Raw genomic sequence first — 15,111 nt, 5'->3', positions numbered from 1 at the left:
GCCTATGGAGAATATCAAGCAGCACGACCACCGTACCACCCGCCGCCCCGACTGCGTGACGGAAATCCGCATGGGGAATACCGTTCTTGTCGTGTCCGGCTTTTTCAAGAAAGACACCACCAGCACCGCCGCCGACAAGATGGCGAGGGTACTGGAAGCGGAAGCCGCTGCTACACAAAAAAAGGCGATTTGACAAGCTGTAAAGAAGCAGATTTATCACTTTTACCGCTGTACAGCCGCCCCTGTTCCGTGGTACAATGAAACCACGGAATAGTGGGGCTGGCTGTCGGAAACGGAGGATTTTATGTTAAGACAAGCCACCCAAAACCTCATTACCGCCCTTTATCCGAGATTGTCCCATGAGGACGAATTGCAAGGCGAGAGCAATTCCATTTCCAACCAGAAACGGATTTTGGAAGCCTACGCCAAGCAGAACGGCTTTACCAATCTGCGCTGGTACACCGACGACGGCTACTCAGGTGCGAACTTTGCTGAGGTTAGATAGCGATACTTTTTACATCTACCATGTTGCGGCGGTCATGGTTGACAACTTGCGTCGGCTCCTGCTCGGTATCAACCTGTCCGACAAAGCTGTAATGGATTTCGATTTTCCGGGTGTTGGTTTCCCGGTCTAATTCATGTATCAAAATACGGTCGATAAACTCATGGACGTTTTCATAGGTCAATTCCTGTATGTCGCTGTATTTCCCGACAATCTGAATAAACCTTGATATATCCCTTTTTCGCTCGGTAACGGTTGCGATCTGCTGTTGTAACTCGTCTATCCTTGCGGCAAGGGATTTCTTTTCGTCCTCATAGCCGGAAGTTAGAAACACAAACCGTTCATCTGTCAGTCTGCCTAATGCGTTGTCCTCATACAGCTTGCGGAAAAGCGTGTCAAGTTCGGTCATACGCGCCTGTGCTTTGAAAAGTTCCTTTTGCTGCTGCGCTAATGCCTTTCTCGCTTCCATGTCGCCGTACTCGGTAGCTTTACAGATAAAGTCCTGTTCGTGTTCCTTAACATACCGCAAAACCCGCCGCATATCTTCCAGCACTAAATCAAGAAGTACGTTTTTGCGGATATAATGAGAGGTACACTCGCTGCCTGTCCTTGCCCTGTTGCGCCATGCGCCGCAAGAATAGGAAAACTTGCGCGGCTCGATATTTACGCCCTGTTGGTAATACATCTTATGTCTGCAACCAGCGCAAAACAGCAAGCCGGAAAAAATATCAATCTCCGCTGCTTTTGTCGGGCGGTGGCGGGTAGCAATCCGCTTTTGCGCAAGTTCAAAGGTTTCCTCGTCAACAAGCGGCTCATGGGTGTTTGGGAAGAAATAGCGTTGTTCTTCTTCGTTCTTCCGGGTCTTTTTCGACTTGTAGGATACCTTGTGAGTTTTCGCGGTTATGGTATGCCCTAAATATTCCTGCCTTGCTAATATGTCATAGAGCGTTTTGTCCGGCCAAGTATAGGGGGCGATCATTGCCCGCTGATACCGCGCCTGTCCTGTACGCTGATAGCGCAACGCTCCAATCGTCAAGACTTTGTTTTCCGCAAGCCATTTTTGGATTTCGCACATACGCACACCGCTAACAAACATAGCGAAAACCTGTTTGACAATCGGCGCGGTTTCCGGGTCGGGTATAAGGTGGTGGCGGTTGTTCGGGTCTGGGATATAGCCGTATGGATATTCCCCGTTGACGCGCTCGCCTTTTTGCGCCTGTGCCTGTTTAACTGCGCGGATTTTCTTGCTTGTGTCGCGGGCGTAAAACTCGTTAAACCAGTTCCGCAAGGGGGTAAACTCGTTATCCTCCCGCGCTGTGTCAACTCCGTCGTTGATCGCGATATAGCGTACTCCGTTTTCGGGAAATACAATCTCTATGAGTTCGCCCGTTTTCAGATAGTTTCTGCCAAGACGGGAAAGGTCTTTGGTAATGACCGTCGCCACTCGTCCGGCTTCCACTTCCTGCAACATCGCTTGCAGCCCCTCGCGCTCAAAACTCACGCCGGAAAATCCGTCGTCCACAAAAAACTTTGTGTTCAAAAAATGGTGTTCGTCCGCATAGCGTTGAAGTATCATTTTTTGGTGCTGTATGCTTCCGCTTTCTCCGGCTTGCATATCCTCTTGACTTAAACGGCAGTAAAGGGCGGTGATTTTATTCGACTGTAACATTAGTCCTCCTTTCCGACAGCCGAATAAACAGGTATAATGTGTTGCTATCATTATACCATATCCCGCCGCCTAATGCACTACTCGGACGCTAAAAAGCCCGGATTTCCGGGCTTTTTCTGCAAATCCTTTACAATGAGTTTTTCAATCTTTTTATGGATTGTATCGGTTGCCTTTTCACTCGGCAACGCTTGAACAAGATAGGTGATTTTCCCTATTTTGCGTTCGGTTGTAATTGTCTGTTTTTTATCCATTAGAAAAACCTCCTTTTCCTGTATGGATAAACTATATTCGTCAAAAGGCAAAACGGGCGGTTGTTAGCTGCAACCTCACGGGAGTTTCACCCCGGCCCATGCTTATGGGTGCGCCGCGCAATACTTTGAGGGTGTTCAACGCGGGAGTATCATTGTGCCGCCTTGTATGTCGTCGCCCACAAGCTGCTAAACTTGTTTTACGGCGCGGTAGTTCTCGCTCGACTTTTCCCCAACGGGGAAAAGCGGTCATGGCGTACCCGCCGCCCGGCTCGGTACAGACGGAATGTACCCGTTGCCTGTTATGCTGCGCACCAAAGGCCGCTTTCTTTGTCAAGGAACAATAGGCTTTGTCGGCCTGTAACAGTACACCGTTTCCGATGTGCTGTTACGGAACGACAAATAGCCCATAACGGGAAGCGTGGAAAGGGGACACGCTCCCCGCATGGGCTAAAAGATTATCCTACATGAAAAGCAAGGGTGCGGGTAATAAGGCGCACTTGCAGCCTGTTACGCATTTCCTCGTCCACATAGGAATAGGTATTGCCCGCGTCGTCTTTCAGCGTGCGGGTACAAAGTTTCGCTATGTAACCCTCGTAATGCTTCAAGATCGCGCACATGGCGGTTGTGTCGCCGTTTGCCGCTGCGGAAATGACAGGGAACGGCAACAGATTTTCAGATTTCCTAACGGTATTCATCATCTGCTTTTCCCTCCAAATACTGTTTGATTTTCGCAAGCGCGGATTTCCTGTGCCGGAAAACCGTCGTGCGTACAACATTCAGCAGTTCAGCAATTTCCGCGTCGCTCATGTCCAAGAAGTAGGACAAAAGGATAATGTCGCGTTTCCTTTCGGGCAAAGCGTTAAGGGCTTCGGCAAGCAGTTCATTTTTGACGAGTACATCAAAGCCGGACACTTGAAAACGGAAATAATCGCTTTTGTATTCGTCCGTTGTGAAAAGCTGCGCGAGTTCGCTTTCGCTCAAATCCGAAAAAGGTACTTCGCGTGCTGCGCGTTTCGCAAGAGTGCGGCGGTGGCTTTTCGCTTCGCCAACCAAAGTTTTCTTTGCTAATGCGTCGTACTGATGTTGTATTCTTTCCTTGTCGGAAGAAGATAGCTCCATAGAGTTCACCTCCTTCCCGCGTGGAGTAGAGGACGGGAGTTAAGGGCTTGTCCTCTCTGCCCCTTTCGCTCCGTACCCGTTCGGGAGATGGCTCTTGAGTGCGTTTTTCAGAAAAAAGTTGAAAAAAGCAAAATGCGCCCGTCCGCAAGACGCGGACGAGCGCAAAGGAAATGTAAGAAGTATTTAGATGTATTGACAGTTCATACTCATAGCCGGAATATCCCGCTTGCGGAGCATAGCTTTTTTTGACCGCAAAGCATTAGGCGGGTTACAGTAAATAAAAATGGACACGGCGATACCTCCCCGATACCGCCGTATCCTTAAAAAAGGGCGACTTTAATACACTACCCGCAATCCATTCTATAATAGGGAACAGCGGCTTTTGCGCAATATTAAATAAAAAAGCCGATAACACATAGGTTTTTTGACCTAATGCGTTATCGGCTCTGCGTCTATGCGTCTGGCACTTTTAATCATTTTTTTTTGAATTTATTATATGTGTTAGCTAACTGTCCACAAGCCGCGTTAATCTCTCTGCCATGAGAAACTCTCATAGTAACTTCAAGTCCTGCTTGCTCTAATTGATGTTTGAATGCAACTATTTCCCGTTTCTGTGGTGCTTTAATTCTTGAATTGCTTGTTGGGTTGTATTGTAACACGTTAATCATAACTTTTTTGCCCCGAAACCATTTTGCAAGTTGTCTTACATCTGAGGGCCGGTCATTTATACCCGGTAAAAGCAAATACGCAAAGACAATTTTGCGATTATGCCTTTCAGAATAGGATAAGGCTTGCTTAACAACATCTTCAATAGCATATATGCGCATGTGAGGAATAATACGATTTCTTGCAGATTGTGTTGCTGCGTGTAAAGATATTGTCAACTGAATTTTAAGATGTTCCTCGCGCAATTTTTTTAATTGATCGACCGGACCAACTGTTGATATGGTAATGCCGTCGGTTGGAAAGTTGAGCCCATATCTATCTCGGAGAATATGGATTGCTTTTATCAAGTTGTCATAATTGAATAAAGGCTCTCCCATACCCATAAAAACGATACGGTTTACTTTTCGACGCAACAATATAATCTGTTGTACGATTTCTGACGATGTTAGATTACGAACAAAGCCATTTCGCCCGGACTCACAAAAAATACAACCAACAGGACAACCGACTTGTGTGCTCACGCAAACAGTTCCACCATCTCGCCGCTTGATAAAAACCGTTTCAATGTATTTGTTGTCTTTCAGTTCGTAAACATACTTTTCAGTATCACTGCTTTTGCAAATATTTTTTACCAACATTGATAGATTTTTTTTGCGTGGTAATTGCTTATATAATTCTTCATATAAGGCTTTTGCTTCATTCTCGCCAATAACTTCCGACATTTCTTTGTAAGTAAATCCGTATGGATCATTCCGTACTTCCGCAGGCGTATATTTAGGTAAACGTTTCATTTTTATATCCTTTCTTCTAAATAATAAAAGTTTGTTTTTCTGTATTTTTGATTACAATCTCTAATTTTTCTACATCAATGATATGCGTCAATTTGCATTTAGGGCAGAAAAGAGGAAAATCTTTTAATACAGTATTATGAAATACTTGAACTCTCGTCTTTCCGTTACAAATCGGACATTTTATCCAATATTTTTTAAGCATTATATTTCACTCGTCCTTTTTACACAAAAAAATGCAGGTCAATCCTCAACATGAGCATTGACCTGCATTTATAATGCACAGAGCAGTACAACAAAACTAAGGCATAGCTTGCACTATGTCTATACTATATCTATACGTCGTTAGTTTTTTGTATAGCATCCGCAAAATAAGCATGACAAAAAAGCCCATGTTGAAAATGGGAAAATCCTTTTTTTCAATGCTTATCTAATACGCATGCTATGCAACATAAACGCCGCCTCCTTTTACATAAATTTTATTTTATAAGAAAATCAGTCTACTGTCAATACACAACAGGAAGTATTTAACCTAATGATATGAATTGTGTGGACATATCCAAAAAGAAAGGTGAACTGTAAAATGTAACAGGGTGAATGAAAATGGCAAAAAGACCCGTACCATTGTACGACTTTAAGGCTTTCGGGGCAGCTATAAAAGCCGCGAGAAATGAATACGGCGAGAGCCGCAAAAAGGTAAGCGACGAGTTATATATTTCCCCGCGCTACCTTGCGAATATCGAGAACAAGGGACAACAGCCGAGTTTACAGGTATTCTATGACCTTGTAACCCGGTATCATATTTCGGTAGATCAATTTTTCTTCCCGAACAGCAATGCGGAGAAATCCACCGGGCGGCGGCAGCTTGACGCGCTGCTGGACGGTATGAGCGATAAAGGCATACGGATTGTAACCGCAACGGCAAGGGAGATAACAGAAGTCGAACAAGCAGAGGACTAACCTCACAATATGGGAAGCAGGAGATTGCAGCGCATAGGGGCTGCAATCTTTTTTTGCGCCAAATTAGAAAGAGAGTGCAACAAACGCTGCCTTTGAAACGGGATAAGGAGTAGATAGCAAGCACAGCAAACGAGTACCCGTTTGCGAAAAGTGCTTGTTGGGATAATCCCAAACCCTTATACCGAAAGGCGGTGCGGAAATGGAAAACCGAAAGAGAAATATACAGATGAAGTTTTACGTTACGGAAGAAGAAAAGCGGCTGATCGACGAGAAGATGAAGCAGCTTCCCATAAAGCAGTATGGGGCATACTTCCGTAAAATGGCGATAGACGGGTATATTCTTGTCGTTGACCGAAGCGACACAAAAGCATATATCCGGGAACTGCAAGCGGTGAGCCGGAACATCAACCAGATTGCAAAACGCGCCAATGCGACGGGGACGGTTTACAGGCAGGATATAGAGGACATTAAAAAGGCGGTGGACGAGATATGGCGGTTACAAAGACGCACCCTATTAAATCAACCTTAAAGGCTGCGATAGACTATATCTTAAATCCCGAAAAGACAGACGGGAAGCTGCTTGCGTCCTCTTTCGGCTGCGGGCTGGAAACCGCCGATATTGAGTTTGCATGGACGCGGGAAGCTGCCGGAGATCGCGGCACACATTTAGGGCGGCACTTGATACAATCCTTTGCGGTGGGAGAAACCACACCGGAAGAAGCGCACAAAATCGGCATGGAACTTGCCGGGGCGGTATTAGGCGGCAAGTATGAGTTTGTTTTGACAACTCACGTCGATAAAGACCATCTGCATAATCACTTGATTTTCAACGCGGTTAGCTTCGTTGACTACAAAAAGTACCATTCCAACAAGCAAAGCTATCACTTTATCCGGCGCACCAGCGACAGGATATGTAAAGAGCATGGGCTATCCGTCGTCGTACCGGGACAGGACAAGGGAAAAAGCTATGCAGAATACACCGCCGAAAAGCAAGGGACAAGCTACAAAGCAAAGCTGAAAACGGCGATAGATACTCTCATTCCCCAAGTGAAAGATTTTGACGAACTGCTGCGCCGCTTGCAGGAAATGGGGTATGAAATCAAACAGGGCAAATACATTTCCTTTCGCGCTGCCGGACAGGAACGGTTTACCCGCACAAAGACGCTCGGCGCGGCCTATACGGAAGAAGCGATAAAGGAGCGTATCAAGGGCGTGTATGTTGCCAAAACAAAAACGCTGCGGGAAGATAAGAAAATCCGGATTGTCGTCGATCTTGAAAACAGTATCAAAGCCCAACAGTCGGCGGGCTATGAACGGTGGGCAAAAATCCATAATCTGAAACAGGCTGCTAAAAGCATGAACTTCCTAACCGAAAACAAGATTGAGTATTATAGCGAACTTGAAAGCAAGATAGCCGATATTATGACCGCCCATGACGCGGCGGCAAGGGCGGTTAAGGACGTAGAGCAGCGTATGTCTGATTTGTCGCTGCTTATCAAGCACACGACCACATACCGACAATTAAAACCGATTTACGAGGAATACAAGAAGTCGCGGGACAAGGAAAAGTATCTGCGGGGGCATGAAAGCGAAATTATCCTGTTTGAAGCTGCGGCAAGGGCATTAAAGGAAATGCAGATAAAGAAGCTGCCCGATCTCGCCGCGCTGCGCAAGGAGTATAGCAGCTTAAACGACAGAAAAAGCAAATTGTATGAGGATTACCGCCAAGCGAAAAAGCAAATGCAAGAATACGGCATTGTCAAAAAGAACGTCGATAGTATTCTTTACCCGTCCCAAAGCAGGGCGCGGGAGCAGGAGCGATAAGGCGCAAAACATGGGGTGGCAAGTGGAACGTTAAGGGCTGAAAACGCCTGTGTTTCTGCGGCTTCCAGCGCGGGGAAACAGCATAGACGATAAAGTATATTCAAACCCGCAAAAACGGCTTTCTAATTGTCCACGCAAGGACAAAAAAAGAACAGGGGCGCGGTGCCGGAAATCGGCAACCGCGCCCCTGTTTTCTATGGGCTATTCCTCGTCGGTCAAGATAAACTCCCTTTCGGAAAACTCGCTGTCCGTCATGGCTTGCAGCTTGTTCACCGCTGCGGCGGCAAGCTGGCGCATATCCTCGTCCATGTAGGGCATGGCGGCAAGGATATTTTCAAGCGTTGTTTCCCGGCTGTCCTCGGCGTAGATCGCAACAATGTTTTCTTCCTCAATGGTAAAGCGGGTATTCATGCTATCAAACCTCCAAATCCTTTTTATGCTCTTTCTGTTTATCTTTCGGCTGCTGCGCTGCCTGTTTCTTGTATTCGTCCAGCTTCTTCAAAATGGACGGTTTTTTCTGCGGCTGTTCCCGTTTCTCGGCTTTTACCGCTTTTGCAAGGTCGGTAACGGAAATCGCTTCCCCCGCCTTTGCCCGCTGCTCAAAATCTGCAACGGTGGGCGTTTGCGGCGTATTGTTGATAAGCCCGTCAAAATTGTTGTCGTTCTGCTCTATGGTGTCCTCGACGTGCTTTAAGGGATTATCCCGCTGCGGCTGCTCGGCGGCTATGGCATAAGCCTGTGTGCCATTCCCCATAATGAGATACTTCCCGTCCTCCGACGCATGGTGAAAACCAAATCCCGCCGCTTCGATCTGTTCACGGCTCATATCGGTAATATGAAAATTGCCCCTCGGCGTTCTGACGGTTTCACCCGTCAAAAGGCTGTCGGGGGTCGCTTCCGGCTGCTGCTTTTCAAGCTGCCCGTCCTTGTAGGAATATCCTTGCGCCGCGATTGCTTCAAGGGTCTTGCCCGTAACGTCGCCATAAATCCGCTTGTCTGCGTCAACCAGCATTTGCAAAGTGTCTTGTACGGTGTCGGACAAGGCTTGCTGCTGTTCGGGCGGCAGCTTGTCAAATACGGGGGTCTGCTGCTCCTGCAAAAACTCCGGCACTTGCTGAAAACCGATACTGTCTACATAGTGGGCGGTGTCCTCGTCGTTCTGATGAAGCACAACAATGTCGGAAACGGAAAGGCTATGCCCCTTGAAATCGGCGGGGTGGTCGATATTAAACCTTTCCCAAATGTCGCCCAGCGTCATATCCTTTGTAAGCGGTGCAGTATAGACGAGTTCATAATTTACCCGGTCAATGGTAAGTCCAGCCGCTTGCAGACGGTCATAAGGCTCAAAGCGCAAGTCCCTTGTTTCGTCCCCGCGCTTTAACTGATAAATGGAAAAGGTATCGCCCTGCTCCTGCTCGGCTTGCCGCTGCTGCTGCAACTCGGTAAAATGCCCCTCAATCTCGGTAATGAGTTCCTTTGCGGTGGTCTGTATTGTTTCAAGGGACGCTTTTAACTCGGTCATTTCCTTGCCGCTGCTCCAACCAGCCACATAGCCGAAAGAGTAATCGGAAGTATCAAGGCCGAAATGCTGGCAAACCGTATAAGCGACGCTTTCCGCTTCTACCTCGCAGGTATGGCGGTCAACGCGGTTTTGCTGCTCCGGCGGGGCGTTTAAGTCTACGTCGTGCAGCTTCGCATGGGCGATTTCGTGAATGGCGGTCTTTACCGCCTGTAATTCACTCACGCCCTCTTTGATTGCAATACGCTTGTCGGTCAAACTGAAATACCCATTTGCGCCGTTTGTGATCTGCTCAAATGCAATCGGGACGGGGGACGCTTTTTCAAGGGCGGCGAAAAAATCCTCGTACTGCTCCACATCGGCAAGCAGCGGTTTAACGGAAAGGTCGGGAAACTCCTTGCCCTCGGTCTGCGAAATATCAAAGACGGTTATAACCTTAAAGGCGGGGATGGTGATTTCCTTTTCTTCCTTTACCACTTTTCCCTCGCGGTCAAGCATGGGCTTTCTCGTTTCGGGGTCGATTTTATCAACCAGCTTTTTCACCTTGTAGGGCGCGGGGGCAAAGATTTTAATGCCTTTCTCGCCTTTCTTTACATGGCGGTCAAACTCTTTCTGCCATTGTGAATAGCCCTTTACCAAATTGCCGCCCTGCATGGCAATTAGGATAGTGTTATTCAAGCTGTAATCGTGAAACTTCGACATGGCAGTAAGAAACTCTTTGTAGCGGTCGCTGTCAAAAATCGCCTGTACGCCCTGTTCCAAACGCGCGGTGATCTCCTTTACCTTTTCGGCGGGCTTTTCGGAAGTAAGGATAATGGGGACGACGGGGCGGGGCTGCTGCGGCTCTGCGGCCTGTGCGTCTGCTTGCTGCGTTTCGGCTGCGTCCATATAGGCTTTGTCCTGTTCGCCGCGCTCCGGCTGCGGGTAACTCATAATGCGGTATTCTTCCGGCACTTCGCGCCCCTCAAACTGCCGTTCCCACTCGTCGCCGCTTTCCACGATATAGCCGTACTCGGTAAACGCGCCTTTTTCCTGCGCGGCAGCGTTCCTGCCAAAAGTAGAAAGGTCAATGCCGCCTTTCCATTCTTCGGGCATTTGTACCATGCCGGATTGATTTAAGTAATAGTCGCCCAAATCGTGGTAGTTATGTACTTCGGGGATATGGACGTAGAAATCCACGTTGTAGGTGAAGTCAATTACCTGTCCAATATTTGCAAGCCCGTTTTTCTGCTGCAAGGCTGCGTTCAGCTTGCCAACCTCGGCGGGGTCAAGCTGTTCGAGCCGCGCCGCAAGAAAATTGAGTTCGTCCACGTCGGCGGCGCATACCATTTCATAAGGCAAGGCAATATGTTTCTCCGGGTCGTCGGAATAGCCGCGAATGGAAAAATCCTGCGGGTTGTCGGCGGTAATGCCGACGTTCCGCATAGCTTCGTGCAACTGCTCCTTTGTGGCGGGCATATCCAGCCAATAGCCGCCGGGGTCGCCCGCGTCAAAGCGGCTGCGGTTGCCTATCATAATAGAAAACTGTTCGCTCATGTGTTCACGCTCCTTTTCCTGCCCGGTATTTTCGGGGATAGCTGCCGCCTGTTGCTGCTGCGGGGGTTCTTCGCCCTCTATGGTGTAGTCCGGCATGAGCATACCGTTTACTTTGAAATAGTCGGCGTACTCCTGCGGGATAGGCGGGGAGATTTCCGTAAACAGACGGTCATACGCTTTGATACGCCCATTCAGATACTTTTCCATAGCTGCCTTGTCGGTGAAAACCTTTCTATCTTGTCCGGCAATCTTCGCTTGGGTTCTGCTTGGGCTGTTGGTGCGCACGCTCCATGTAAGCGTCCATGAATACGGGATAGATTTCTGCGCTTCTTTGTCGTAGCGGGTATTCTCGTAAATGTAGTAATTCATCTGATATACCCGGTTGCTGCGAATATGGCGGTTATGCTCGGTGGTCTGCCACTCGTTAGCGGTGTGCTGGACGTGCGGCGTTCTCACATATTCAAGTGTTTTATCCAGCAAAAGCGTTCTTCCCGCCTGTTCTTCCCATGCGGCGGCGCGTTCTTTAAGGTCGTCAAAAATCGCCTGTTCTGCCGCCGCGCTTTCGCTGCGCATGGAAAGTAGCTGCGCAATCGGCAAGGAAGCATAAGGGGCAATCTCCCTGTCCTTTGCTTCAAAATATATCCGGCGTTCTATCCGCATGGTTTCGGCGGTTTCCAATTTGTCATGGTCGTATGAGGAATACGGCATATTCTTTCATCACGTCCTTTCTCGGTCATATAAGGGTTTGGGACTATCCCAACAAGCAAAATGCCCGCGCTCTCTATGGGAAGCGCGGGCATTTCTCGCAAACGGGTACTCGTTTGCTGTGCTTGCTATGTAGTTGTTTTTATCCGTAAACGCCTGTTTCTCTCGCTTTGGGCTTTCTGTCTGCGGCGTATCTTTGCCGCGCAATCGGGGCAGTATTTCGCCCGGTTGCTGCCCGCCGCAAACGTGCTGCCGCATACCGCGCAACGCTTCAAATCGGTTTCCCCGCTGCGGGTGATCTGTTCGCAAAGCTGCCTGTCGGCGGGTAATACCGCTTCGCGGAAATAGCGGCATAGCAGCGAATAGCTGATACTCTGCACACAAACGCAAGTTTCCCCGTCGTCCAGCAGCAGACAATTCCCGCAATCGTTGTTTGCACAAGCGGCGCGGGTCATTTTCTTTACGGCGCGGTATTGCTTTTCATCAAGCCTTATCATTTTCGGTTCTGCTCGACGCGGAAGTTTACATACTTGCCGCCTGTGTCGGCAAGCAGCACAACTCCGTCAAAGGTCTTTCCCGTCTTGGTCGAGTACATACCTTTGATTTTTACCTTTCCGTCTTTCAAAAGGGCGGCGGCAATCGCCTTTGTGAAAGCCTTTTTGCGCTGCTCAAAAAAGCGGTCATTCTTCCACATCACAAAGCTGCAAGCCCTGTCGGAGCAGTAAAAGTTTTTCTTGCCCTCGTAAACCGTCGCGCCGCAACGGGGGCAAGTGCCGATTGCTTCCCGCTGCGGGGTAAACAGCTTCGCTTTATCCTCGGAAATCGCGGAATAGGTCTTGACAAGCCCCGCTGTCATTTCCTCAATGCTGCGCATGAAATCGTCCGGGCTGTCGCTGCCTTTGGCAATCCCGGTAAGGCGGGTTTCCCATTCTGCCGTAAGCTGCGGGGACGTAAGGACTTCGGGCAGGATAGCGGCAAGGTTATACCCGTCCTTTGTGGGGATTAGCTTTTTGCCCTTGCGCTCGGCAAAGCCCGCGCTAATGAGTTTTTCAATGATACCCGCCCGCGTTGCGGTAGTGCCTAACCCTTTGCGCTCTGCGTCCTCCGGCGTTTCTTCCTTGCCCGCGTTCTCCATAGCGGACAGAAGCGTATCTTCGGTAAATGCCTTTGGGGGCTGCGTGTAACGCTCGGAGATCTCCGCTGCCGGATTGTCAAAGGTCTGCCCCTCGGCAAGCGGCGGCAAAACGGTTTCCGGCTCTGCGTCCTCGTCCTGTTCCTCGGACGCGGCGCGGGACAGCTTTTCAATCTCACGCCACCCCTCGCAAAGCGTCGTCTTTCCCTTTGCGGTAAAGGTATAACCGCCGCAAGAGATAACCGCCGTAACCGCTTCATATTCATAGGGCGCGGCTGCGGCGCAAAGCAGCTTCGCGCATACAAGGGTCATAAGTTTTGTTTCGCTGTCGGTAAGGGAAGAAAAGCCCGTTTTCAAAAACTCGGCTGTCGGCAAAATAGCGTGGTGGTCGGTTACTTTGCTGTTGTCGCAAACCCTTGTAAGGTCTGCTTGCAGCTTCACGTCCCGCATAAAGGGAAGCAGCGAACAAAGCCCGGTAATGAGTTCCTTTGTGCTGCCCTCCATATCGGAAGTGATATATTTACTGTCGGTGCGGGGATAGGTCAAAAGCCGTTTTTCATAGAGGGCTTGCGCATAGTCAAGGGTCTGTTTCGCCGTAAATCCAAATAGGCGGTTTGCTTCCCGCTGCAAAGAAGTAAGGTCAAACAGTTTCGGCGGGGCTGCGGTCTTTTTCTCTTTTTTAAGAGAAGTGCAAACGGCCTGCGATTTCTCGCAAGCCGCTTTCATCTGCCGCGCCGCCGCTTCGTCGTCCTGCCTTTCGGAAAGGGCGGCAACGCCGCCAACGTCCAGCCGGACGACATGATATTTCTCTTTCTTAAAGCTGCTGATTGCATAGTCGCGGTTTACCAGCATTGCAAGGGTGGGCGTTTGCACTCTGCCGACATTCAATGTTTTATGGTAGAGGATAGAGAAAAGGCGGGTCGCGTTAATGCCAATGAGCCAATCGGCCTTTGCTCTGCAAAGCGCGGATTGATACAGGTTGTCATAACCGCGCCCGTCTTTGAGGTTTGAAAAGCCCTCGCGGATTGCGCTTTCTTCCATGCTGCTAATCCAAAGGCGGGAAAAGGGCTTTTTGCAATTCGCCTGGTCATAGACAAAACGGAAAATGAGTTCTCCCTCGCGCCCGCTGTCGCACGCATTGACAATCTCGGTAACGTCGCTGCGGTGCATAAGGTCTTTGAGAATAGAAAACTGCTGCTCCTTGCCGCTGGCAACGATAAACCGCCACTCCTGCGGGACAATGGGGAGATCGTCGTACTTCCATTTACGGTACTGCTCGTTGTAGGTCGCCGCGTCTGCAAGGCTAATCAAATGCCCGACACACCACGACACAAGGTAGCCGCCGCCCTCATAATATCCGCTGCACTTTTCATTTGCGCCAATAACGGCGGCAATCGCCGCCCCGACGCTCGGTTTTTCTGCAATTACCAATTTCATAGATTTTCGTCCTCCTGCTCGGTCTGTTCGGTTTCGACTTCTTCCGTTTCCTCGTCGTCCTCGTCAAAATCAAGGTCGTCAAGGTTGTTGCTGCCTTTCGCCGCGTCCTTTTTGGACTTCAAAATCTTAAAGTAGTAGAACGCGCCGCCGCCCGCTGCGGCAACAAGCAGCACGACAAGCAGAATAGCACCGCCCATGCCGCCGCCTTTATCTTCCTCCGGCTCCGGCTGCTCGGTTTCTTCCGGCTCCGGCTCGGCTTCCTTGCCCGCGCACTCGCTCATGTTGACGCTGCAAACGGGGCAATCGGTGTTGACGCTTCCGGCAACGCATTTTTCAGTACAGCTACAAGCGGGGGTTTCGGTCTGTTCGTCCTCCATAAGCTGCAAAAGGTCTTTTTCATCAACTTGATTGAGGAAATGGACGGTGTTTTCTCCGTCCTCGGCGCGGTCAATGATGATGTAAAAATAGTTTCCGTTTTTCGTAACGACGGTAATAAATTGTTTATCGCCGGACGCTTCGCCCGTTATGTCGTCCACAAGGCTCATGTTGCCCTCCGGCGTTAAGGGCTGCGGCTCATAGCCGCCCGTCGTTTCTTCCGGCTCGGTTTCGGTTACGGGGGTAGGCGGCTCGTCGCTCACATCACCGCCGCCCGCAAAAGCGGTAACAGAAAAGCCGCCCATGAGTACAAGGGCGGCAAGCAAAGCTGTAACGCTGCGAAACAGTTTTTTATGCTTCATCTTCGGTTTCCTCCTGTTCGTCGGTATAGTCTGCGTCCGGCTGCGGCAAAGCAATTTCGCCGCTGGCGTAAGCGGAGAGGAACGCGGCAAGCTGCGCCCCGTCAAGGTGTACCGCTTTCACCATTTGAACGATCTGCGCATTTTCTTCCTCGATTTTCTGCGCTTCAAGGTCTTTCAGTCTTTTTTGGTATTCAAGGATTTTCGCCCTCGTTTTCTCAATATCCCGTTCGATACGGTCAAGTTTCGTGTTTGCCATAGAAATAAAC

At 49.3% G+C, this 15,111-nt stretch carries 16 protein-coding genes and 1 pseudogene; 5 read left to right on the top strand and 12 right to left on the bottom strand.

Translation table 11 applies throughout. From position 1 onward, the window contains the following. Window positions 1–4: 4 nt before the first annotated feature. The gene (locus C1712_RS07400; RefSeq protein ID WP_000427739.1) at window positions 5–193 is read left to right on the top strand and encodes a transposon-encoded TnpW family protein; all 189 of its coding nucleotides are present in this window, start codon (window positions 5–7) and stop codon (window positions 191–193) included. Between the two features lie 111 nt (window positions 194–304). Further along, window positions 305–490 (top strand): annotated as a pseudogene (locus tag C1712_RS07395) (recombinase family protein); the annotation flags it as partial. A 7-nt stretch (window positions 491–497) separates the two neighbouring features. Here the strand turns inward: C1712_RS07395 and C1712_RS07390 are convergent. The 6 genes from C1712_RS07390 to C1712_RS07360 all read right to left on the bottom strand — a co-directional run bounded on the left by C1712_RS07390 (window position 498) and on the right by C1712_RS07360 (window position 5,200). Further along, window positions 498–2,171, bottom strand: a complete 1,674-nt coding sequence (locus C1712_RS07390; RefSeq protein ID WP_002604471.1) for a recombinase family protein — start codon at window positions 2,169–2,171, stop codon at window positions 498–500. 77 nt (window positions 2,172–2,248) lie between these two features. After that, window positions 2,249–2,422, bottom strand: coding sequence for a transposon-encoded TnpW family protein (locus C1712_RS07385; protein ID WP_002604472.1), 174 nt, complete (start codon window positions 2,420–2,422; stop codon window positions 2,249–2,251). Window positions 2,423–2,877: 455 nt separating this feature from the next. Then, complete coding sequence (locus C1712_RS07375; RefSeq protein ID WP_002604473.1) at window positions 2,878–3,120, bottom strand: helix-turn-helix domain-containing protein; 243 nt, start codon at window positions 3,118–3,120, stop codon at window positions 2,878–2,880. Next, window positions 3,104–3,541 carry a sigma-70 family RNA polymerase sigma factor gene (locus tag C1712_RS07370; protein WP_003502131.1) on the bottom strand — a complete coding sequence of 146 codons (438 nt, stop codon included), beginning with the start codon at window positions 3,539–3,541 and terminating at the stop codon, window positions 3,104–3,106. Before C1712_RS07370 ends, C1712_RS07375 begins: the two co-directional genes overlap by 17 nt. 473 nt (window positions 3,542–4,014) lie before the next feature. Beyond that, window positions 4,015–4,998: a 23S rRNA (adenine(2503)-C(2))-methyltransferase RlmN gene (gene rlmN / locus C1712_RS07365; RefSeq protein WP_002584956.1), complete on the bottom strand. Its 984-nt coding sequence runs from the start codon at window positions 4,996–4,998 to the stop codon at window positions 4,015–4,017. A gap of 16 nt (window positions 4,999–5,014) precedes the next feature. Next, window positions 5,015–5,200, bottom strand: coding sequence for a cysteine-rich KTR domain-containing protein (locus tag C1712_RS07360; RefSeq protein WP_003431289.1), 186 nt, complete (start codon window positions 5,198–5,200; stop codon window positions 5,015–5,017). A 398-nt stretch (window positions 5,201–5,598) separates the two neighbouring features. On the opposite strand from C1712_RS07360, the gene C1712_RS07355 reads away from it, so the two are divergent. The 3 genes from C1712_RS07355 to C1712_RS07345 all read left to right on the top strand — a co-directional run bounded on the left by C1712_RS07355 (window position 5,599) and on the right by C1712_RS07345 (window position 7,779). Then, a complete protein-coding gene (locus tag C1712_RS07355; protein WP_044942672.1) occupies window positions 5,599–5,955 on the top strand; it encodes a helix-turn-helix transcriptional regulator in 357 nt (118 codons plus the stop codon). 199 nt (window positions 5,956–6,154) lie between these two features. Then, window positions 6,155–6,484, top strand: coding sequence for a plasmid mobilization protein (locus tag C1712_RS07350; protein WP_002584958.1), 330 nt, complete (start codon window positions 6,155–6,157; stop codon window positions 6,482–6,484). After that, a complete protein-coding gene (locus C1712_RS07345) occupies window positions 6,445–7,779 on the top strand; it encodes a relaxase/mobilization nuclease domain-containing protein (RefSeq protein WP_102268123.1) in 1,335 nt (444 codons plus the stop codon). Before C1712_RS07350 ends, C1712_RS07345 begins: the two co-directional genes overlap by 40 nt. A gap of 201 nt (window positions 7,780–7,980) precedes the next feature. Here the strand turns inward: C1712_RS07345 and C1712_RS07340 are convergent, their stop codons facing one another. The 6 genes from C1712_RS07340 to C1712_RS07315 all read right to left on the bottom strand — a co-directional run bounded on the left by C1712_RS07340 (window position 7,981) and on the right by C1712_RS07315 (window position 15,101). Beyond that, window positions 7,981–8,190 (bottom strand): transposon-transfer assisting family protein, encoded by a 210-nt coding sequence (locus C1712_RS07340; protein ID WP_002584960.1) that lies wholly within the window; start codon window positions 8,188–8,190, stop codon window positions 7,981–7,983. A gap of 4 nt (window positions 8,191–8,194) precedes the next feature. Beyond that, the gene (locus tag C1712_RS07335) at window positions 8,195–11,542 is read right to left on the bottom strand and encodes a YodL domain-containing protein (RefSeq protein ID WP_102268121.1); all 3,348 of its coding nucleotides are present in this window, start codon (window positions 11,540–11,542) and stop codon (window positions 8,195–8,197) included. Window positions 11,543–11,667: 125 nt separating this feature from the next. Continuing rightward, window positions 11,668–12,036 (bottom strand): cysteine-rich VLP domain-containing protein, encoded by a 369-nt coding sequence (locus C1712_RS07330; RefSeq protein WP_002584962.1) that lies wholly within the window; start codon window positions 12,034–12,036, stop codon window positions 11,668–11,670. Next, on the bottom strand, window positions 12,033–14,108 hold the full coding sequence (locus C1712_RS07325; RefSeq protein ID WP_102268119.1) for a type IA DNA topoisomerase: 2,076 nt from the start codon (window positions 14,106–14,108) through the stop codon (window positions 12,033–12,035). The genes C1712_RS07330 and C1712_RS07325 overlap by 4 nt, the downstream gene beginning before the upstream one ends. Next, entirely contained in the window at window positions 14,105–14,845 is a 741-nt protein-coding gene (locus C1712_RS07320; protein ID WP_007860202.1) for a DUF4366 domain-containing protein, read from the bottom strand. The genes C1712_RS07325 and C1712_RS07320 overlap by 4 nt, the downstream gene beginning before the upstream one ends. Continuing rightward, window positions 14,835–15,101 (bottom strand): DUF4315 family protein, encoded by a 267-nt coding sequence (locus tag C1712_RS07315; RefSeq protein ID WP_003508256.1) that lies wholly within the window; start codon window positions 15,099–15,101, stop codon window positions 14,835–14,837. Before C1712_RS07315 ends, C1712_RS07320 begins: the two co-directional genes overlap by 11 nt. Window positions 15,102–15,111 lie beyond the last annotated feature (10 nt).

Origin of the sequence: Massilicoli timonensis (assembly GCF_900199515.1) — a bacterium.
Classification (GTDB): domain Bacteria; phylum Bacillota_I; class Bacilli_A; order Erysipelotrichales; family Erysipelotrichaceae; genus Massilicoli; species Massilicoli timonensis.
Note: the sequence above shows the minus strand (reverse complement) of the source record. Positions and strands in the feature narration are given on the sequence as shown.